General features: G+C 44.1%; 20 protein-coding genes and 2 tRNA genes. 11 read left to right on the forward strand and 11 right to left on the reverse strand.

Going from position 1 to position 20953, the window contains the following annotated elements; genetic code table 11:
- The first annotated feature begins 196 nt into the window (after window positions 1-196).
- From apbC to AC4MRV_RS10945, 3 genes are all read left to right on the forward strand, one after another.
- Window positions 197-1270: an iron-sulfur cluster carrier protein ApbC gene (gene apbC / locus AC4MRV_RS10935; protein ID WP_491187379.1), complete on the forward strand. Its 1074-nt coding sequence runs from the start codon at window positions 197-199 to the stop codon at window positions 1268-1270.
- Window positions 1271-1518: 248 nt separating this feature from the next.
- Window positions 1519-2160, forward strand: a complete 642-nt coding sequence (gene udk, locus AC4MRV_RS10940) for a uridine kinase (RefSeq protein ID WP_491187380.1) — start codon at window positions 1519-1521, stop codon at window positions 2158-2160.
- Between the two features lie 157 nt (window positions 2161-2317).
- Window positions 2318-4435 (forward strand): AsmA family protein, encoded by a 2118-nt coding sequence (locus tag AC4MRV_RS10945; protein WP_491187381.1) that lies wholly within the window; start codon window positions 2318-2320, stop codon window positions 4433-4435.
- Window positions 4436-4498: 63 nt separating this feature from the next.
- On the opposite strand, the gene cobO is transcribed toward AC4MRV_RS10945, so the two are convergent.
- Window positions 4499-5104, reverse strand: a complete 606-nt coding sequence (gene cobO, locus AC4MRV_RS10950; protein ID WP_491187382.1) for a cob(I)yrinic acid a,c-diamide adenosyltransferase — start codon at window positions 5102-5104, stop codon at window positions 4499-4501.
- Between the two features lie 106 nt (window positions 5105-5210).
- On the opposite strand from cobO, the gene AC4MRV_RS10955 reads away from it, so the two are divergent.
- The gene (locus AC4MRV_RS10955; RefSeq protein ID WP_491187383.1) at window positions 5211-5672 is read left to right on the forward strand and encodes a low molecular weight protein-tyrosine-phosphatase; all 462 of its coding nucleotides are present in this window, start codon (window positions 5211-5213) and stop codon (window positions 5670-5672) included.
- Here AC4MRV_RS10955 and AC4MRV_RS10960 read toward each other — a convergent pair.
- From AC4MRV_RS10960 to sodB, 3 genes are all read right to left on the reverse strand, one after another.
- On the reverse strand, window positions 5669-6331 hold the full coding sequence (locus tag AC4MRV_RS10960; RefSeq protein WP_491187384.1) for an SDR family oxidoreductase: 663 nt from the start codon (window positions 6329-6331) through the stop codon (window positions 5669-5671). The two genes, AC4MRV_RS10955 and AC4MRV_RS10960, sit on opposite strands and share 4 nt — an antisense overlap.
- Before the next feature lie 209 nt (window positions 6332-6540).
- On the reverse strand, window positions 6541-7044 hold the full coding sequence (locus tag AC4MRV_RS10965) for a VC2046/SO_2500 family protein (protein ID WP_491187385.1): 504 nt from the start codon (window positions 7042-7044) through the stop codon (window positions 6541-6543).
- 132 nt (window positions 7045-7176) lie between these two features.
- A complete protein-coding gene (sodB, locus tag AC4MRV_RS10970; protein ID WP_491187386.1) occupies window positions 7177-7761 on the reverse strand; it encodes a superoxide dismutase [Fe] in 585 nt (194 codons plus the stop codon).
- A 271-nt stretch (window positions 7762-8032) separates the two neighbouring features.
- On the opposite strand from sodB, the gene AC4MRV_RS10975 reads away from it, so the two are divergent.
- On the forward strand, window positions 8033-8371 hold the full coding sequence (locus tag AC4MRV_RS10975) for a Grx4 family monothiol glutaredoxin (protein ID WP_491187387.1): 339 nt from the start codon (window positions 8033-8035) through the stop codon (window positions 8369-8371).
- A 375-nt stretch (window positions 8372-8746) separates the two neighbouring features.
- Window positions 8747-10714, forward strand: coding sequence for a DNA topoisomerase III (locus AC4MRV_RS10980; protein WP_491187388.1), 1968 nt, complete (start codon window positions 8747-8749; stop codon window positions 10712-10714).
- Here the strand turns inward: AC4MRV_RS10980 and AC4MRV_RS10985 are convergent.
- The 3 genes from AC4MRV_RS10985 to AC4MRV_RS10995 form a co-directional block, all read right to left on the reverse strand.
- Window positions 10711-11490, reverse strand: a complete 780-nt coding sequence (locus AC4MRV_RS10985) for a helix-turn-helix transcriptional regulator (RefSeq protein ID WP_491187389.1) — start codon at window positions 11488-11490, stop codon at window positions 10711-10713. The two genes, AC4MRV_RS10980 and AC4MRV_RS10985, sit on opposite strands and share 4 nt — an antisense overlap.
- A gap of 15 nt (window positions 11491-11505) precedes the next feature.
- The gene (locus AC4MRV_RS10990; RefSeq protein WP_491187390.1) at window positions 11506-12039 is read right to left on the reverse strand and encodes a YbhB/YbcL family Raf kinase inhibitor-like protein; all 534 of its coding nucleotides are present in this window, start codon (window positions 12037-12039) and stop codon (window positions 11506-11508) included.
- Between the two features lie 133 nt (window positions 12040-12172).
- Window positions 12173-12853 (reverse strand): SDR family oxidoreductase, encoded by a 681-nt coding sequence (locus AC4MRV_RS10995; RefSeq protein WP_491187391.1) that lies wholly within the window; start codon window positions 12851-12853, stop codon window positions 12173-12175.
- 335 nt (window positions 12854-13188) lie between these two features.
- On the opposite strand from AC4MRV_RS10995, the gene AC4MRV_RS11000 reads away from it, so the two are divergent.
- Window positions 13189-14112 (forward strand): histone deacetylase family protein, encoded by a 924-nt coding sequence (locus tag AC4MRV_RS11000; protein ID WP_491187392.1) that lies wholly within the window; start codon window positions 13189-13191, stop codon window positions 14110-14112.
- A gap of 13 nt (window positions 14113-14125) precedes the next feature.
- Window positions 14126-14608 carry an NUDIX domain-containing protein gene (locus AC4MRV_RS11005; RefSeq protein WP_491187393.1) on the forward strand — a complete coding sequence of 161 codons (483 nt, stop codon included), beginning with the start codon at window positions 14126-14128 and terminating at the stop codon, window positions 14606-14608.
- 213 nt (window positions 14609-14821) lie between these two features.
- On the opposite strand, the gene AC4MRV_RS11010 is transcribed toward AC4MRV_RS11005, so the two are convergent.
- The 4 genes from AC4MRV_RS11010 to AC4MRV_RS11025 form a co-directional block, all read right to left on the reverse strand.
- A tRNA-Ser gene (locus AC4MRV_RS11010) sits at window positions 14822-14912 on the reverse strand.
- 172 nt (window positions 14913-15084) lie between these two features.
- Window positions 15085-15161: transfer RNA gene (locus AC4MRV_RS11015), tRNA-Pro, on the reverse strand.
- A gap of 52 nt (window positions 15162-15213) precedes the next feature.
- Entirely contained in the window at window positions 15214-17022 is a 1809-nt protein-coding gene (locus AC4MRV_RS11020) for a DUF3413 domain-containing protein (RefSeq protein WP_491187394.1), read from the reverse strand.
- Window positions 17023-17047: 25 nt separating this feature from the next.
- A complete protein-coding gene (locus tag AC4MRV_RS11025; RefSeq protein ID WP_491187395.1) occupies window positions 17048-17272 on the reverse strand; it encodes a YejL family protein in 225 nt (74 codons plus the stop codon).
- Between the two features lie 84 nt (window positions 17273-17356).
- On the opposite strand from AC4MRV_RS11025, the gene yejK reads away from it, so the two are divergent.
- The 3 genes from yejK to AC4MRV_RS11040 all read left to right on the forward strand — a co-directional run bounded on the left by yejK (window position 17357) and on the right by AC4MRV_RS11040 (window position 20915).
- The gene (yejK, locus tag AC4MRV_RS11030; RefSeq protein ID WP_491187396.1) at window positions 17357-18358 is read left to right on the forward strand and encodes a nucleoid-associated protein YejK; all 1002 of its coding nucleotides are present in this window, start codon (window positions 17357-17359) and stop codon (window positions 18356-18358) included.
- Between the two features lie 122 nt (window positions 18359-18480).
- Window positions 18481-19686 (forward strand): Hpt domain-containing protein, encoded by a 1206-nt coding sequence (locus AC4MRV_RS11035; RefSeq protein ID WP_491187397.1) that lies wholly within the window; start codon window positions 18481-18483, stop codon window positions 19684-19686.
- Between the two features lie 71 nt (window positions 19687-19757).
- Window positions 19758-20915 carry a chemotaxis protein gene (locus AC4MRV_RS11040; RefSeq protein WP_491187398.1) on the forward strand — a complete coding sequence of 386 codons (1158 nt, stop codon included), beginning with the start codon at window positions 19758-19760 and terminating at the stop codon, window positions 20913-20915.
- The last annotated feature ends 38 nt before the right edge of the window (window positions 20916-20953 follow it).

Consider the following 20953-nt stretch of genomic DNA (forward strand, 5'->3'; position numbering starts at 1 on the left):
GGGCACAAGTTACCAGCAGTTTTCTTGGATCGTTTGCCATACTTAATAATCGCTTCTAATGATGTATAAAAAATAGAGAGTAATACTACCTCATCAAGCTAGTGACTCCAAGGCATCAACGACTGGAATACCCTAGTTTTTTCAGGGTTCAGTATCGGCTGGTGGAGTGTTACGATTAGATGCATAAGGAGGACCTATGCGTCAGTTCACTTCAAAACAAGATTTTTGTGATTGGTTAAACCAATTTGAACACTCAAGCCTTGCACCTGAATGGGCATCAACCCCAGGTATTGTTACGGTAAAAGCCGATGGTTTTATTGTTTGTTTGCCCTTTGCTGCCAATGCATTGGTGGAGTCACTCGCGAGTTGGGTATCAGCCCAGCAAGCAGAAGGCGAGGTCGCTTCGTTCAACTGTGAGATTAAGGTTGAACCGAAGTCGTTAGAAACCAATGTTTCAGCGCAAGTCAAAGGCGTGAAGAACATCATTGCTGTTACATCGGCGAAAGGTGGGGTGGGCAAGTCGACCACTTCTGTGAACTTGGCGTTAGCGATTGCCAAATCGGGGGCTAAAGTCGGCTTACTTGACGCGGATATCTACGGCCCTTCTGTTCCTATGATGTTAGGACAGCAACATGCTCAGCCGGAAGTTCGCGACAACAAATGGATGCAGCCTATCTCGTGTCATGGTATCTACACGCATTCTATCGGCTATCTCGTATCGAAAGATGAAGCGGCTATTTGGCGAGGTCCTATGGCTGCGAAAGCACTTGCTCAGTTGCTCAACGAAACTGAATGGCCAGATTTGGATTATTTAGTGATCGATATGCCACCGGGCACTGGGGATATACAACTCACTCTTGCCCAGCAGGTGCCAGTGACAGGAGCTGTTATTGTTACCACTCCTCAAGACTTGGCTTTGGCGGATGCGCGCAAAGGTGCTGCCATGTTCAACAAGGTTGACGTACCTGTCATTGGTTTGGTTGAGAATATGAGTTATCACATCTGTAGCCATTGCGGTGAAAAGGAACATATCTTTGGTGCTGGCGGTGCGCAGAAGATGTCTCAAGAGTATGGTTTAGATTTACTCGTGCAAGTGCCTTTGCACATCAATGTAAGAGAAGACATTGATAATGGTTGCCCAACAGTCGTGGCACGCCCTGAATCGGAACATACGAAGCGTTACATAGATTTAGCTGAGTCTGTTTGCGCGCGATTATACTGGCAGGGTAAAGCAAAACCTGATTCGATCTTGTTTACTATGGTCGAATAAGTCTAAACAATGATTCAAAATGGGTGCTTTTTAAGCGCCCATTTTTCTTCTTATTCCTTGTAATCGTTTGCGTTTGGTTCTTTTATTCCAATTCCTAAATTGACGCCAATCACGACTGGCAACTGCAGTCTGAACTCCCTATAATCAGGCGGTTTACCTAAAATTGTCCTAATACACAGAGCTCATACCAGTGGGCACTGCTAGTATTAGCATATGACACCAATCAACATTCATCGGGTGCAAGAATAATGTCTGATAATAATCAATGCGTCATCGTCGGTATTGCTGGCGCGTCTGCTTCTGGAAAAAGTTTAATCGCGAGCACTATCTATAACGAATTACGTGAGAAAGTAGGCGATCATCAAATTGGTGTGATTACGGAAGATTGCTACTACAACGATCAGAGCCATCTGAGCATGGAAGAGCGCGTTAAAACAAACTATGACCACCCGAGCGCACTTGATCATGATTTACTGTGTGAGCACCTAGAGAAGCTGGTTAAAGGTGAAGCGGTTGAAGTGCCTGAATACAGCTACACGGAACATACTCGTACGGACAATACAACAACAATGACGCCAAAGAAGGTGATCATTCTTGAAGGTATCCTACTTCTGACTGATCCTCGCCTGCGTGACCTTATGCACGCAACGGTATTTATGGATACTCCGCTAGATATTTGTTTACTTCGCCGTGTGAAACGCGATGTTGAAGAGCGTGGTCGTACAATGGACTCTGTTCTTAAACAGTACCAAGAAACAGTACGTCCAATGTTTATGCAGTTTATTGAACCATCAAAACAATACGCAGACATTATTGTTCCTCGTGGTGGTAAAAACCGTATCGCGATCGATGTGCTGAAAGCTCATATTGCAAAACTTCTGAAAGCTTAAGCTATTAACAAGCTGTAAGACTTTATTTTTTATGAGAGAAGTGGCACTTTAGGTGCCACTTTCTTTTTATGGTCCTTAGTAAATCTGAGTGATCATTTATACTTGGGGCTGGCGTCATTTACAGTGAGCGTCAGTTCACACAGCAAGGATAATGCTAATGAAGAAACTGTTCCTTATTATAGCCATTCCTGTCATTGCGATCTTAGGTGCTCTATTAGCTCTAGTACTATTGGTTAACCCAAACCAATTTAAGCCAATGATTGTCGAACAAGCGAAAGCACAGACGGGCTTAGAGCTTGTTATCGATGGGGATATTAGTTGGCAATTTTTCCCTTCAATTGGCTTTGAACTCGGTCAAACTGAGCTTCGCAACCCGCAGGGTTTTAGCAAGCTCAATATGTTCAAAGTTGATAGTGTCATGATCGATGTATCGGTCACGCCATTGTTTAGTAAGCAGCTAGAGATTGGCAATATTGTGCTCGATGGTGCGCAAGTTTCTATTGAAACTCTAAAGGATGGACGAAGAAACGTTGATGCGTTAACTCAAGCGCAGTCTGCTCAGGCAGATGAACCAACGCCTTCAGCGCAGGAATCTACGTCGACAGAATCTGAAACAACTCAAACGTCTTCTTCGGCTTCAGATTGGTCAATTCAATTAGCTGGTGTGACGTTGTCTAACGCTGGCGTAGAGATTCAAGACTTACAGGCCGGTAGTTTCACCAAGCTTTACGATGTAAACCTGAACTTATCTGAGTTCGCTTTCGATAAATGGGTTGAAGCGGATTTTGGTGTGAAGGGTGAAACTAATCAGCAGAAATTCGCGGCGAATGGTCATGCGGAATTTCAGCTTGCTAAAGGTTTTGTTCAGTATGCTCTGCGTAACATTGAGCTAGATAGTCGTTTTAGTGATCCGACGACGAGCATGGAGAGCATCAAACTCTCATTGGATACGTTTGAGTTCGACAAAGCCAATGCACTGACCTACAGCGTAAAAGGTAAGGCGGCGGACTTAAAGATTGATATGAAGGGTGCCGCGACTTTGATGGTCGATAAAGCGATCAGCAAAGTAGTGATGAATAAGATGACACTCGATGCGAGCTTTGAGGGTGAGACTTTACCTCAGTCTCCGATGAAAGTTGATATGGCTTCAGACTTAACGTTTGATTTAAATAAGAGCCACTTAGCCTTTGTTCTTGAGTCACTAACAGCAAATGCATTGGCGTTTGATGGTAAAGCTGACGTGACGTTATCTGAGATACCTAAAGTGCGTTTCGCTTTGCATAGTCCAAATATTGATCTCGATGAGTTCCTTGGATTAAACCAAGCGTCGCAGGATACCAATCAAAAATCACAACAAAGTGCAGGTGAAACACAACCTTCCTCTCCAACGAAAGAAGTTGAACCTGATTTGACGGCGTTAAAAACTTTGGATGTTAAAGGTGATATCACCATTGATAAGTTCAAAGCAAGTAACGCCCACATGCAGAGTGTGAAAGCGGGTTTTTATGTGAATCGCGGTATCATGGAGCTCACGTCATTTAGCTCTAACTTGTACCAAGGCTCTATTTCTGCAAAAGCGAAATTAGATGGCCGCAAAACTCCAGCGACCTACACCGTCCACAAACGCATTCAAAATGTACACGTACAGCCTTTGCTTAAAGATGTTGCTGACAACGACATGCTAGAAGGCACAGGTAATATTAACGTTGACCTAAGTGGTAAAAGCCTCACACCTAGCGGAATTCAAAGTAACCTTATGGGCACTGTTGTGATTGACTTTGCTGACGGCGCGGTGAACGGAATTAACGTTGCCCAATTGATTCGTGAGAATTACGCGAAAATCAAAGGTGAAAAATTCGATGATACTGAAGGGGTACAAAAAACTGACTTCAGTTCAATGAAAGCGACCTTAAAACTGAATAAAGGCAATGTGTCCACTAACGATTTAGCGATGCAATCACCACTGCTACGAATTCGAGGCAAAGGGGATGCAAACTACATCAAGCAGACCGTCGATTTCACGGTTAGTACTTCGATTGTAGGCACGTTAGAGGGGCAGGGTGGTAAAGATATCGACGATTTAAGAGATATCACGATACCAATCAATATTTCAGGTAAGTGGTCTAAGCCAAAGTACAAATTGGTCTTTGATGATGTATTGAAGCAGAAAGCGGAAAAAGAAATTGACCGCGGCGTTGAAAAGCTGACTGATAAGATTAAAGATGAGAAAACTAAAGAGGCAGTAAATAGCTTGATCAAAGGGTTGTTTAACTAGGGATCTTTATTGGTAACACAAATGGCGCTATTCATAGCGCCATTTTTTATGGGCTTAACTAGGTTACCAATCGACCCCTTTCAGTGCTTTTACACCGGACTCGAACGCGTGTTTAACGTTCTTAACTTCTGAGACGGTATCAGCCATTTCAATTAGTGTGCGATGCGCCGCGCGGCCTGTGATGACCACTGATTGCATTTTAGGACGCTTGTTCAATGCCTCGACAACTTCATCTAATTCAATATAGCCATAGCTCACCATATAGGTTAACTCATCGAAAAGAACGACATCGATAGATTCATCTTGGAGCATGCGTTTACACTCTTGCCACACGATTTGCGCAGCTTCAGTGTCTGCAGTTTTGTTTTGAGTTTCCCAGGTAAATCCAGTTGCCATTACTTGAAACTCAACACCGAGCTTTTCCAAAAGGTTGCGCTCACCATTATCCCAAGTACCTTTGATAAACTGCGCAACAGAACATTTGAGCCCATGGCCAACTGCCCGGGCTACAGTACCAAACCCAGATGTTGATTTACCTTTGCCATTACCTGTAATTACAAGCAGTAAGCCCTTTTCTTCTTGAGCTGCGGCGACTTTCGCATCGACTTCCTCTTTCACTTTTTGCTGTCTGGCTTTGTGACGGGCTTCTTTGTTGCTTTCAGAGGTCATGGTAAATCCTTTTTTATTTCATAATTCTATGGCTATGATAGCGCAACATAACACAGGCAAACACCTTTGAATTTTATGGACAAAGGTGGCTAGGTAGAGAGAGAAAATGGCAAAGAAAATTTTGGTCGTGTGTATGGGCAACATATGCCGTTCACCTACTGGCGAAGCAATACTTCGCGCGAAATCAAACGAACGTGGTCTTGACGTCGAAATTGACTCTGCAGGTACCATTGGTTATCACCAAGGTAATCCACCGGATTCTCGTTCAAAATCGGCCGGTGAGAAGCGCGGTTATTCGTTTAAAGGGATTCGTTCGAGAAAGGTGATACCTTCTGATTTCGAAGACTTTGATCTTATTTTAGCAGCAGATAACGCAAATTTAGATGATCTTAGCGCTCAATGCCCTAAGCATTTGCAGCATAAACTCAAGCTATTTTTAAGCTACTCAAGCTCAAATTATGACGAAATCCCAGACCCTTACTATGGTGGCGATCAAGGCTTTGAACTGGTACTGGATTTGATAGAGGATGCCAGTGATAGCATCCTGGATATGCTTGAAAAGCGTTAAGCTGCCATGACTCGGCCGCTGAAGTAATCGTTAGAAACAATGTACTCGGTGTTACGGATCAGTTCATCTTGGATTTCTGCCCAATGCATCGAGTCATGCTCAACACCAGGCACCACTCCGCCTACTCGAATATTAAATGGCGTAAGTTGTTTCGCCCAACTTTGGGTAAAACCGGCGACCATAGACGTTGCGTTATCCAACCCGGATAAATCTTGATAATCGTTATGCGCGATGACATTGACGATGACACCATTTTTCTTCTCTTCTCTCATTCTTTCGGCTGTGGCTTGGCCAAACGTGAACAAAGTCGCTGCCATTAAAGAGAGTCTTTGAGTGAATACATCACTAGCGGATTGATCAAAAATATTTGGCATGGCTTGCACGGTGATCGCATTGATCAGTACATCTGGGGAGCGATGTATTTGCTGATCAATAAAATCGAATAGGGCTTGGGTTGAATTTACCGAATGGTCGGGAATTGGAAATTGGTAGATGTTTTGCGAAATATCGCTACACAGTCGATATGCTTCGGCTAGCTGGGGCGTTTCCTTATCGCACAGGATCACCGTTGCTCCTAGTGATGCAAAATGGCAAGCCATGGTGCTACCAAGCTGAGAGCCAGCAGAGGTGACTAACACAACAGAGCTATTTATATTCATTGGCATTTCCCCCGAAACCAATCAATGAGATTTGTCCACATAGCATGGTTGATTAACTGTTACTAAGTTGTGAATGAGCTCAAATTAATACACTACTCAACACAGTAAAACTTGTTTCTTTGCGGTCTTTCACATTAAAGGGGGTGGTTACTGAATCAGTACGAAAACTGAGACAGCAAGTTTGTGATCTTAATAGAAAAAGGTGCGCACTATGCTTGTGCAGAAATTTGGAAACTGCGCTGGGCAGCGATAAGCTGATTGTATAAATCGGCAGGCATAAGCTGCTTCGGCTCTTTTTCACCTAATTGACGACGTTGATGGCCAGAAAGATTGTGGTAAACCTCTTCTGGTAGATCGTAGGTTTCTTCTGGAAGATAGGTCAGTGCATCTGGTTTCAGGTAGTGGCTCAGCTTCGCACTTGGTAATCCGCTGCTATGGAATAAATTCGCTTGAGTTGCTGAAATATCGTATGAGCTTTGGTCTGAACGCAGGGATTGTGGTTCTGGAAGTTCGAAACGTTGACGAAGAATCTGTTCGCTAGATTCTGGCTGTTCGACTTTTTCCACTGGTGTGTTATCACGAACATCCTCTGAGAACATTGACAGTATTAACGCGAAATCAGCACGGCGTCCTTCGTGTACGGCATGGCTGATTCCACTGCCGAACTGAAGTTCGTTGATAATATTCGCTTTGTCTAAAGTATGGATCTGCATACGTGCCCTCGTTCGATGCTTTTATAGCGACGAAACACGCTGAAACTTTAGAGAAAATATTGAGCAGAAAAGAAAAAAGCCAGCTAAGTGCTGGCTTTTTAAGCGACTAAATTTAAAACCCTAGGGGAGGGATTATTTTGCTAGGTTCGCTGCAACGAATTCCCAGTTAACTAGTGCCCAGAATGCATTCATGTAGTCTGGACGAACGTTACGGAAGTCGATGTAGTAAGCATGTTCCCAAAGGTCAACAGTTAGAAGTGGAGTAGTACCTTCTTCTGTTAGAGGTGTTGCTGCGTTAGAAGTGTTAACGATCTCTAGAGAGCCGTCAGCTTTCTTCACTAGCCAAGTCCAAGAAGAACCAAAGTTGTTGATTGCAGAATCAGTGAACTTCGCTTTGAACTCTTCAAAAGAACCAAATGCAGCGTTGATTGCGTCTGCTACTGCGCCTGTTGGCTCACCGCCTGCGTTTGGAGCTAGACAGTGCCAGTAGAACGTGTGGTTCCAGATCTGAGCTGCGTTGTTGAATACGCCACCAGTAGAAGTCTTGATGATCTCTTCTAGTGTTTTGCCTTCGAACTCAGTACCAGGGATAAGACCGTTTAGCTTAACAACGTATGTGTTGTGGTGCTTACCGTGGTGGAAATCTAGAGTCTCAGCTGAGATGTGTGGTTCTAGTGCGTCTTTTGCGTAAGGAAGAGCTGGTAGTTCAAATGCCATTGCTCGATTCTCCGTTTATATGAAAGAGTGAGACTCTTTCGATTGCTTCCAATGTTATTTGTTATTCATGATCTTTAGAAAAATAGATCACGGTCATTGTGCTGACTTGCGCTCTAGTTTAGCAATTTTTTGCTTTATTAAAAGCTTAGCTAGGCAATTTCTATATGAAATTTCATTATGGTCTAAAACCCCATGTAGAATAGGCTTTTTATTCTTCACCAATGGTTTAGAATATCCGGATAACTTGCAGTAACTCCATTAAGAGGAAGCAATGGAAACAATCGACAAAATCAAACAGCAAATCGCAGAAAACACGATCCTTCTATACATGAAAGGTTCACCTAAGCTACCTAGCTGCGGTTTCTCTTCTCAAGCGGCGCAAGCTCTGATGGCATGTGGTGAGAAATTCGCTTACGTAGATATCCTACAAAACCCTGATATCCGTGCTGAGCTACCAGCGTACGCACAGTGGCCAACTTTCCCTCAACTTTGGGTTGAAGGTGAGCTGATCGGCGGTTGTGACATCATCATTGAGATGTTCCAAAAAGGTGAACTTCAGCCTCTAATCAAAGAAGCGGCTGCTCGCACAGAAGGCGGTGAAGAAGCTTAATTTGCTTCTCTAATGCACTAAATACTGTGTAAATTTACAGTTTTTCTTGATTTATAAGGGCCACATTATCAAAATGTGGCCCTTATTGTATCTATCTGACTCTAGGGTCTGTTGACCTTTTGAGCTGATTTTTGCAGCAGTTTGTGGGTTCTTTATACAAGGCAGAGGCTTTGAAATGTAGTTGCCCTACCTGATAAGCCGATAACGCAGTAGAAAGGAGCCACAAACGCTGCCCGAAGGGTTCGGCTAAAAGCGTTTTACTCTTTGTTGAGAGGTGTTTTGCTTAGAGTGACTAGGCGGCAAACCTCTCGCTGCGATTAAAACGCTTTTTCCTCGAACAAAACTTAACCGCAAAAGGCCAACAGACCCTATTTTATGTCCCGTCTCTTTATCGCCGAAAAACCCAGCCTAGGACGAGCGATCGCTGCTGCTTTGCCTGGTCCTAAAAAAAATGATCAGGGCTTCATTCGCTGTGGGAATGGGGATGTAGTGACATGGTGCATCGGACATCTATTGGAACAAGTAGAACCAGATGCCTACGACGATAGATACAAAAAATGGAACTTAGCCGACTTACCGATTGTGCCTGAGCAATGGCAACTGAGGCCAAGAAAGTCTGCGAGCAAACAGCTTACGGTTGTGCGTAAGTTGCTAAAAGAGTCCAATCAGATCATTCATGCGGGAGACCCTGATAGAGAAGGGCAGCTGCTGGTGGATGAAGTCTTAGACTATTGCAAAGTGAGTAAGAGCAAAAAAGAATCGACCCAGCGACTTCTTATCAGCGATTTAAACTTACCCGCGGTTAAACGTGCGCTCAGCCAAATGCGCAGTAATCGTGATTTTATTCCTTTGTCTGTTTCGGCCTTGGCACGCTCCCGTGCGGATTGGCTCTATGGCATGAACATGTCGCGTGCTTATACCCTGCTTGGCCAAAAGGCGGGCTATCAAGGTGTTTTGTCGGTTGGGCGAGTGCAAACGCCAGTATTGGGCTTAGTTGTGCGCCGTGACGAGGAGATCGAAAACTTTGTTCCTCGTGATTATTTCACCTTACATGCACTCATTCCTTATCAAGGAGAGGGCTGTGCATTTGATATTCGTGCGCGTTGGAAACCAAGTGAAGCGTGTAAGCCTTGGCAGGATGAAGAGGGCAGAGTTCTTAACCGTAAGTTGGTTGAGAATGTTGCTCAGCGTATAGCAAATCAGCCTGCTAAAGTTGTGGAGTCGGAGCAAAAGCAAACTAAGCAATCTGCACCATTACCTTATTCACTGTCGGCTCTGCAAATTGATGCGGCCAAGCGTTTTGGGATGAGCGCACAGCAAGTATTAGATACTTGTCAGTCTTTGTATGAAAAACATAAGCTGATTACTTACCCTCGTTCGGACTGTCGTTATTTGCCTATGGAACACTATGGGCAAGCAAATAGCGTTTGTGATGCTATTAGTAATAATGCTAAAGAGTTGGGGAGCGCCGTTTCTGGCGCTAACCTAAGTATCAAGTCAAAAGCGTGGAACGACAAAAAAGTGGATGCGCACCACGCCATCATCCCAACGCCCAAAAAAGCTTCGGTGAACGCGCTTTCTGGCAACGAAATGAAGATTTATCAGCAGATTGCCCGCCAATATTTAATGCAGTTTTATCCCGCGGCTGTCTACGTAGAAGCAAAACTAGTGTTCGATATTGCGGGTGGTACATTCGTTGCCAAAGGTCGCCAACTTGTTTCGGCGGGTTGGAAAGAGCTGATGGGCAAAGTAGATGATGACGATGCGAGTGTGGATGCCGTTCCACCGTTAGCGCAAGGAAGTGTCCTTACTTGTCGTGAAGGGGAAATTAAAGATCGCAAAACCGAGCCGCCTAAGCATTTTACAGAAGCTACGCTACTGCAAGCGATGACGGGTATTGCTCGTTTTGTCGAAGATAAAGAGTTGAAGAAAATCCTTAAAGAAACCGATGGTCTTGGCACTGAAGCGACACGTGCAGGCATCTTAGATACTTTGTTTAAGCGGCAACTATTAACTCGTCAAGGTAAATCTATTTTGAGTAGTTCTGCTGGGCGGGGCTTAGTACATGCGCTGCCTTCTGAATCGACGTATCCGGATATGACTGCGCATTGGGAACACCAATTGCAGGGCATGGCCGAACGAAATCAAGCCTATGGCCCTTTTATGCAGGCACTGCAAACCCGTATTGACGGTTTGATGTCTCAAGTTAAAACGGGCGAGATTCCACAATCGCTGCGTCATCTACCTAAGGTTGAACGGCCTGCGTTTAAGCGGAAACGCAGAAACAGTGGTAAAGGAAAAACAGCGGGAAGAAAAGGATCGTCGGGCGCTAAAACGCCCTAACCTGTGACGGTTTTCATATACTCTTTCGGCGTAATACCAAACTTGTTCTTAAAGCGTTGACTAAAGCGTTCTTCGGATCGATAACCACACATTTGGGCTAAGTTGAGAGTGCTCCACGGTGAGGATTGCATCAAGTGAAGAGCATGGTTAAGTCTTACTTCTGCCAGTAGTTCTCGATACTGTAAACCTTCTTGTTTAAGTTTACGAATCAGCGTGGCTCTGCTCATCGCAAACCTATCCGCCACCTCTTCCAGTGGATGATTTTCTCCAGGGGAAAGGGCAAGGTAACGACTCAACTTATGGCTTAACGATGCTTCTTGTGAAGGAAAGAGCAACTGCAATACCCCTTTTTCTGCTAGCTGTTGGTATAACGGCATAAGCCATAATATCTGTGTATCACTGCTCATGCTGCTTAGGTCGAAAGAGGCTAGGGCGTCTAAGCTAGAAATCAACGCCTTGTCATGCTTTAAGAGTGGGGAATCCAGGGAACCTTGATGCTCACTACTTAACTGCATCATCGATAATGTCGGCAGGTGATGGAAGCTAAATACCCGAGATAAAAACGGCCCTTTCTCAGGCATATTTTCGAAACTGAGAGAGCTGGATGCAGGGCAAAGTAAAAAATACTGGTGAGTAAGCGCGACTGCATCTTCTTTCCAGTACAGTCTCTTGCTCCCAGACAGTATTTGAATCAAGGCTGGGGAATGCATGGTGACATTTCTTAGCTTTTGCAGTTGCTTAGCTCGAAATGTGGTTACTTGGTACTGATAGTTCATTCCCCAATCCTTATTTTAGCGAGTATAAGCTGCTGTCAGCGTTGCTTTATCGAGAGCAAGGCTGTTTAGTGTAAAACCAATCACTGCTGGCGGTGTGTTTTCATCTAACCCTAGCTTAGCTTTCGGAAGAGCCCAAACGGTAAACTGATAGCGGTGCATGCCATCTTTTTCTGGAGGGCAAGCGCCACCGAACCCCACCAAACCGTAGTCAATTCGATGTTCCTGACCACCAAGTTTTTTGATGTTTGCTCCCCTTGGAAGCTCAGAAACACCGACAGGTATATCAGTAGCAACCCAATGCCAGAAGCCACTTCCAGTTGGGGCATCTGGGTCATACGCGGTAATCGCAAAGCTTTGTGTACCTTGAGGCACGCTATCCCATTGCAACTGAGGTGAAACATTATCCCCATCACAGCCCCAGCCAGAAAATTCGAAGGTTTTGGCCATCGGGTGACCTTCTTGGATATCTTTGCTGCTAATGTTGAATGCTTGTGCAGTGGTTGAAGTAAGTACTGCAAGAGTGAGTAGACTGAGTGTCGTTGTTTTCATGGTTTTGCTCCTACGCTTAAGTTCGAAGTTAGTGTAGCGAGCTTACGATTCTCAAGTTCAACAATAAGTATCAATATAAACTAATGTTTTGTCTATAATGATACTTATCGTAAAGCTTATGGTTGAGGGCTAGTTACCAAGGGAGTGGCTTTCCGTCATAGTTTATGAATTGTCCAGATTGACAGGCTTCTGCTGTCTCTATAACGTTGTATAAGCCACGTGCAGACGTCTCTGTATCGATAAGGGCATTTGGCCCACCCATTTCTGTTTGCACCCAGCCTGGATGAAGAGCTAAGACGGTGAAACCTTGAGGTGAGAGATCATTGCTAAGGCTTTTTACTACAGAGTTCAAGGCAGCTTTTGATGAACGGTAGATATAGCCGCCTCCAGATGTGTTTTCCGTCATGCTGCCGACCTTGGAAGATAAACAGGCAACTTTTTTGTATTGTCCTTGCAGTAAGTTCGGGTAAACCGCTTCGACCAGCTTTAACGGTGCAATAGTGTTTATTTCGAAGACTTTACGCCACTGCTCGACGTCTGTGTTGCCGAACCCGTAGCCTTTCGGACCATAATAACCCGCATTGTTAATAAGCAGATCTAAAGCAGGAAGTTGCTGTGCTAACTCTGAAACAGCAGCATAGTTTGTTACATCCAGCGCATGGCACACTAGTTGGTGATGCTTTAGGTTAAGCAACTCCTGTGAATTGTGCTTACTACGATAACTGGCGTGCACTCGCCAGCCGGAGTGTAAGTAGCGCTTAACTAGACTTAGTCCGATGCCTCGGTTGGCACCTGTGATTAATACGGTTTTCATGAGAAGACCTTGCGATGTCGCTTACTAAAATGACAGCCTAGCAAAAAATTATCGATAAATGGACTGGATTGATTGACTGGCGACGAGCTAATCCGATGAGAGTCTCTCGTTTGCAGTTATGCGATAACAAGGGAAACAAACAGGCCAGCACTTACAAACATGGCAATAAATAGCAATAGTGCCGAAACAGTGCCAGAGATAATTCCTAACAAAAAATAGAGTTGTCGGTACACGGAGTAAAATTGATTAAATGATAATTGTTATCATTTAATCAATTTTTCAATATCTGGTCAAGCTGTTAACATACACTCACAACTCCTAACTCGTTTTCTTGAATGATACCGATCATCTACCACTCTAATTACTCCCAGTTACCACTTCCTGAAGGGCATCGCTACCCGATAAACAAGTACCGTTTACTTTTTGAGGCTATTGAAGATAGAAGGGGGCAATGTGAAAAGTGGGAAAGTGCTTTTCGCTACGTGGAGCCATTAGCACTAAGTGAAAACGAGGTATCTCAAGTCCATTGCCATGAATACATTAAACATCTCACTTCAGGTACTTTGCCTGCTCACAAAATGAGGCGCATAGGCTTCCCATGGAGCAAGACTTTGATTACTCGGACTTTTACTTCTGCTGGTGGTACGTGTGAAACAGTCGAACAAAGTATCAAACACGGCCTGGCAATCCATCTTAGCGGCGGTTATCACCATGCTCATAGAGATTTTGGTAGTGGCTTTTGTTTGATAAATGATTTGGTACTTGCGGCAAAACGAGCCTTGGCTATAGAAGGTATTGGAAAGGTACTGATTGTCGACAGTGACGTTCACCACGGTGACGGTACGGCAACCTTATGTGCTGATGAAAATGATATTGTGACGCTCTCATTTCATTGCGACAAAAATTTCCCCGCACGTAAGCCTGATTCTGATCTTGATGTCGCACTTGCGCGCAATACAGGTGATGATGAGTTTTTGAACGCTTTTACTTCTGTTGTAGAGATGGCGGTCGCGATTCATCAACCAGACTTGATTATATACGATGCAGGTGTGGATATACATCACGCAGATGAGCTGGGTTACTTTGATATTTCAACTAAAGCCATATTTGATAGAGATAAGTTTATGTTTGCATTGGCAAAAGATTTGGGAATACCGATCGCCAGTGTCGTTGGGGGAGGCTACCGCTCCGATCATCATGAACTTGTGCCCATTCACATGCAGCTGATTAATGCTGCCTTTGAGGTGTTTAGTAATTAGAGGATAGACAGGGATGGAACATCGAATTCGTTCGGCAGGGATATTGATTGAAGATGACTCTGTTTTATTGGTTAAAGTCAGAGACTTTACTGGAGAATACTGGATTCCACCTGGTGGCGGTATGGAGCCTGAAGATCGGAGTAGCAAAGCGTGTTTGGTGCGCGAATTCAAAGAAGAGGCTGGTATCGACGTTACGGTGGGGGAGTTGATTTGTGTTCGAGAGTTTCTGGAGACACACACTAAGCGCTATCATGCAGAGTTCTTTTATCACATCACTGGTTACCGAGGTACGCCGAATATTGATAATCTCACAGGCCTTAACGATGAAGAGTACATACAAGCTGTAGAATGGGTTCCCATTGCTGAATTAGATGAGAGAAGGCTCTACCCCAAAGAGTTGGGCGGCGAGCTCATAGCGATGATCAAAGCGCAGCGCTTCTCTGTTCATTTGGGCAGCTATGTTCAGGGTAAACAAGAAAATGTAAATCAGCTTTGATGCTAAAGAGTAAGGATGCTTGCTTAAGGTTATGCTAACTGAGGGAGCCTAAAACTCCACATTCTTAAAACGACGAAAGCTCGCAATAAATGCGAGCTTTCTGAATATGGCGGAGTGCCGAGGTTGCGTTCAACTAGGAATTTACTAAATCCCGATTAAGTTTTCTGGCGCTAAAATGACGAAAGCCCGCATTAAATGCGGGCTTTCTAAATGTGGCGGAGAGATAGGGATTTGAACCCTAGATACGCTATTAACGTATGCCGGTTTTCAAGACCGGTGCTTTCAACCACTCAGCCATCTCTCCGTTGTTGAGGCGCATAATATATAGGTTCGAAAAACTTGTAAACCCTTATTTTTACTGTTTGCTTTAATAATGAGCGTTTAGTTGAGAAAAAGTATTCAAGTGACTGTTTTTTATACTTTTGATGGGCTCAGTTAACAAAAAAGAGAGCCGAAGCTCTCTTTTCTAGGTGTAATGGTCGGACTGACTGGATTTGAACCAGCGACCCCCGACACCCCATGACGGTGCGCTACCAAGCTGCGCTACAGTCCGATTCCACTAATGTAATCTCTCACCTGGAGTTCGTCAATCCTAACACTATGATTTAGTTACTTTTAACGTAAAATCGTTGTAGTTCCGTCAACCCCTGCATAAGAACAGGAAGTGTCGGGTTTTCATCTTTTAAGCGTTTGTAGTTGGTGTCATACAATTTGTAATTACCAAACTTATCAATCACGGTTGTATTCTTTGGTGTGATTAACGCGAGCTCGCGAGAGTCACCAGCAAGAATCCATTTTCTCGAACGTTCATCAAATAAGTTACGGCCACTACTGAAGTCATTTGGATTAGAAGAGACCCCCAATAGATCTTGTAGAAGCGTGACTGATAAATCTAGGTGGCTCGTTCTATGTTGATATTGAGCGGCAACTTTACCAGGCCAATGAATTACCATTGGTACTATCAGCTGATAACTACTGTAGTTAGAGTTTGCACCCCAGCTATTAGTATTGGTTTCGTTGAATTCAGTTCCGTGATTGGAAGTAAGTACAATCACGGTAGATTCTGATAGCTCAAGCGCTTCGATTCGGGCGAACAATTCGGCAAGCTCTTCATCGGCAGTTTGAACCGATTTTTGGTAGCCTACCTTCAGTTTTTCACTATTCGTTTGTTTCTGATTACCACTATCGTAAGCACTGAAATTATCGAGTGTGGTTAACTCTAAGAAGCTGAACCAAGGTGAGTCGCCTTGTTCCTTAACCCAGTCAGACCACGCGTTTATTGCTTGCTTATCTTGAGACTGCTCTCCGTTAAACGGGACGCCAGTAAATTTCATGCCACGGAAAACCGATTCGCCATAAATCGGGTCATCGAAGTTATCACCACTAAATAAGCCAAAGGCATACTCTTTGTCGAGTAAGGTATCGATTACTATGGGTTTGGTGCCTTGTGTTTTTATACTTGGCGCGTATGAACTTGGTAGACCGTAAAATAGGCCAAACACCCCGAATGAATCGTTACTTGAGCTGTAATGATTTGAGAAGTTGAGGTTGCTGGCGGCAAACTGGCTCGCAGCAGGCATCCATTCATCATTTAAAGCGTCGCCACGCAGGTTGTTGACGCTAATAACGAGAACATTTAGAGGGTTTGCACGACGACTAAACTCGAGCTCTTCGAGTGGATAGCTAACAAGCTCAGTGTTTTGCTCTTTGTTTTGCTCTAAACGTTTTAGGTACTCTTCACGATCCAAAAGCCCATGTCGTTCCATAAAAGACTTCGCAGTCATTGGGTAAGACAGTGGGAAGTTCGCGCGCTGAGCTGTGATTGGGTTATAGAAGTAGGCATCTGCCCATACATAGACCAGATGACTAGAAATGAAGCTGACGAAAAACAGTGCCGCTAACGGGCGGCCAACATGTTTATGCGATAACTTACGCTGTTTGCGCCATACCCACTCAGATAGACCGAGTTGAAGCATGAAAATAAGCGGCATCACAATAAAGAGGTGCTGAAGGTCTGCACTCACTCGAGATTTATCATCATTAAACAGCACTTCCCACACAACTGGGGTTAGGTGCAAATTAATCGTTTGATAGGCCTGAGTATCAATGAGAAGCAGAGTGAGCCCTAAAGTCGCGAAACAGACGGCAACAAGCCTAAACAATTTCCTCGATGGGATCAGAAAAGTCAGAGGAAACAGAACTAACAGGTAGAGAGCGAACACAAGGAAGCCAAAGTGCCCCACCCAAGATAATGCTAAATAGAACTGACCTAGCAAAGTTTCGGGCCAAGGAGACTGAGTGATATAACGGGTGCCGATCAACATTGCTGCAATAATGTTGAAGAAAGCAAACCAGTGCCCCCAACCTACTAAACGTGATACACGTTCGCCGTATGTGTTTCCGCTATCTACCATGTATGTCTGTTCTATTTATTGGCTATTAGTGTGATTTTTCTTCAATAGAAGAAACAAGTGCTTGTGCAAATTTTTCAGCAATTAGTTTGCGTTGTGAAGGAGCAACGTCCTGATTTAAGACATTGGTAGCGATATTGCCTGCAATCATCAATGATAGCTCAGGGGTTGCTGAGTGTTTTTCAAGTACAATCGCAATCTCTGTTAGGATCTTCTCAACGGTTTCGTCGCTGTATTTAGATGTAATCGGCATAAGTGTTCTAATGTTGATAATAAAGCGGCTTATGATAACCTACAATGCCACGCAACTGAAACCTATGCAGCGATAAATTTCATCATGAGCCTTCAACTATCTAACGTTATCCTCCACCAACTGCAAAAAAACGATTCAGACGAACTCATCGTTAATTTTAGAACCGATTCTCTAGCTAATGACGCTTCTACCGAGAACTTGATTGCAGAATTGCATCGTGTGTTCAATTCGAAAGCAGGAAAAGGTTTTGGTTCCTTTAAATCAGACAGCGAATTCCAACAATGGTTACAGCAACTGCGCAAAGGTGAACTGGGTTTCTATGACTTTTCGCAAAACAGCGCGACGCGTCTAAAAGAAGAACTGTGTAAATACCCGTTTGCTGATGAAGGCATTCTGGTTATTGCTGAGTACCAATCTCTGGCGACAGATTACCTGTTTGTTGCGATTATTCCATCGAACCAAAGTCTGAAAGTGACTGAAGGTCTCGATATAAGCGCAACGGATTATCTTGATTTAAGCAAAATGGATATTGCTGCGCGCATTGATTTAACTAGCTACGAAACAGATAAAGAGTCAAATCGTTACCTTGCTTATATCAAAGGGCGAGTGGGCCGTAAGGTTGCTGACTTTTTCTTAGATTTCTTACAAGCTGAAGTGGGGTTAGACACCAAGCAGCAAAACCAAGTATTAATGCAAGCGGTGGAAGATTTCTGCGCCGACTCTAAACTCGAAAAAGATGAAGTGATCAGCTACAAGAAGCAGGTGGCGGATTACTGTAATGAGCAGATTAAGTCTGGTGACGAAGTCCAAGTACGTGAGCTATCAGGCGAGTTACCTCCATCCCAAGATGGCACTAGCTTCTTAGATTACACTCAGGAACAAGGCTATGAGCTTGAAGAAAGTTTCCCTGGTGACCGCACCGCGGTTCGTAAGCTAACGAAGTACGTTGGTGCAGGTGGTGGCTTAAATGTGAGCTTTGATAGTTTGCTATTGGGCGAGCGTATTTTTTACGATCCAGAAACCGATACGCTAACGATCAAGGGCACGCCTCCAAACCTGCGAGATCAATTGACTCGTAACCGCTAATCTAGTGTCCCTCTCTTAATATAACTTTAGGACTAGGTGCAATTAATTCGCTCTTAGTCCTACCTTTCCTCACGATAACGTATATTCTTGTATTCATAGCAATTTGTTGAAATAGGTATTGCATGGATCGCAAGTGGGTCAAGTTTGGCGTTTTACTCTTAGGGTTATGGCTGCTGGTCTTAGTCGGAATTGCGACGAGTTATAAAGCGATTGAATCAAGTCGTTCGCAAGTCGAAGAGCTTGGGCATAGTGTCGATAACTTACGAAATTCATTCTTTTATGATGCGCCTTATCGAGCCAAAATGGCTGATCGTCAAGCGCTGGATTTGCAGCTTATTTACGCTCTAAGGTTGCAAATTGATGCTGACTACCAGAAAAGTTGGCTTTCTCCAGACCTCAATCAACTCCTTTTTACGACCGATCGCTTTATAGAACAGGCGCAGGCCTACCTAGATAATGAACTCGCTGTTCAGACACTCGCTCAACTTATCCATGAAACCCGCGATAGATACGCGCTCTCGGACGACTTGGCTAACCAATACTTTCAGCTTAGCGCTAACGTGTTTGAGGCGATGTATTTATCCGAGCAAGCCAACGCTGAAATTTTCCGTCATGTTGACCGCATCTACCAGCAATCGACTCAACTTGAGGGGGATGACAAACAAGCCCTGCAAAAAGTACTCGTCGATGTTTCTCAAGTTCTTAGTAGTTACGCGCAAGGCCGGTATTTAGTCGATAAACTGATTACTCACGATGTCTCTAACCAAATTACGGCTCTAGAGTTTGACTATCGGCTTGTTCTTCACCGTCATATTTATCTGGGTATCGTTCTGACATTGGTTACGATGATCGGTTATCTGGGTCTACTTTACTTGGCTCAATCACCTCGGTTGGAAGCTGAGTCTGAAAGCCTCTTGCCAACGACTAAGGTGACGGAAAATAGCTCAGGTAGTGACGCTCGCATAGCAGTAAAGGAAACCTCGTTACCGCAAATTAATTTCGACACTATGTTGGGTTCTTTGAATGGTGACCTTGAATCAGTCTGCATGCTGCTAGAAGTGTTTGTCGCAGACCATGCTAACGATGTGGCAGAAATTACACGCCTATTAAGTGAGTCTCCAGAAGAAGCTCAGCGCAAAGCCCACAGCCTTAAAGGGGTCGGGGGTAATCTAGGAGCAATTCAACTGAGAGAAGTGGCGACTAAGGTTGAGCTAGCAATCCAAAATGATATTACCCAAGTGTCCGCCCATCTTGAGGAGCTTAAAGTCTGTCTCGATACCGCGATTCAAGAAGCTCAGACTTTTCTGAAACAACAAAATGATAGCTAGCGCTAATTATTCCCTGACGTTAAACCGTTAAAATAGCCTCGATTTTTCTACTATTTGTTTCGAGGCTATCTATGTGGATTCGTCGTTTTAAGGCGATAGGGACATTGTTGTTGATTATGTCGTTGAGTGGTTGTTCATTATTGGAAGTGAAGCTGGAAAGCCAAACAACGCCTTTAACTAAGCAAGAGCTTAACATGCGTCTTTTGACGCGAGAGTACACTCAGCAGTTCTTTGCTCAGATAGAGCAGACAGCCGATGCAATCTCTCTTCAGTATGATGCTCAAGATAAGTTGCACCAATCTTACGTACTTCTTTGGAAGATTAATGCTGAAGAAGGAATCCAGCGAGCGGCTTATCAGGTATCGCCAATGGCCGCCCTCATTGATAGCTGGGTTTTTACACTGCAAATGGAACAATTCTTTAGGCAAGGGCCAGGCACGGATCTATTTACGGGCCAACAAGCACAGCAAGTTGCATCTGAATTGAGCCTGGAGATTGATAAGCTTGCCAAGTCTTTGTTGAAAGGTAGCGCGTACAAAGAAACCAAAACTTTCGTTAGTCAGTTTGCAGCCCAGCATCCGTTCCAAGATCTCACTTTCATTCGCACACCAGCTTATCGTGCATGGTTAGAGGATCAAAATATTGGTGAATATGAAGCGGTTGCAACTTTAGGCACCATGCCCGAAGCGATTGGTGATGTTTCAGATCGCTTGAGTTTGGTTTCGGAGCAAACGCCAAAGTTGATGACATGGAAAGCGCAATTAATTGCTATGAACAGTGCAATCAGTGGCGAGCAGTTGACCGCAACATTGGAAAGTTTGCAGACGACATCCGAATCATTTCAAGACTTTGTTGATAATAATCCCGAGTACATGCAAAACCTTGCTCAACAAATGGCACTTGAATTGCGGCCATTGGTTGCAGATATCGACCAGAAGACGGAGTTGCGTTTAAAGCAGCTGAGTGAAGAACGCAAAGCACTAGAAGCTATGGTTGCACGAGAGCGTGTTGAAGTTGCTTTGATTCTTAGCGCCGAGCGAGAAAAATTTGCTCAGAATTTAGATACTATTTCGCAAGATGTGATCACTTTGGCAATGGATAAAGTGGTTGAGCTAATCAAGAGCACGATCATTTACTTTATTTTGTTTATTGTCGCTATTTTCTTTGCACCTTTGGGGCTAGGTTATCTGTTAGGTAAGCGCTCTGCGGCGAAAAACGTGAAGGGTTAACTTCAACAAAAAGAGCGCCAAAAGGCGCTCTTTTTTGA

The sequence above is a fragment of the Vibrio sp. genome (assembly GCF_984391705.1).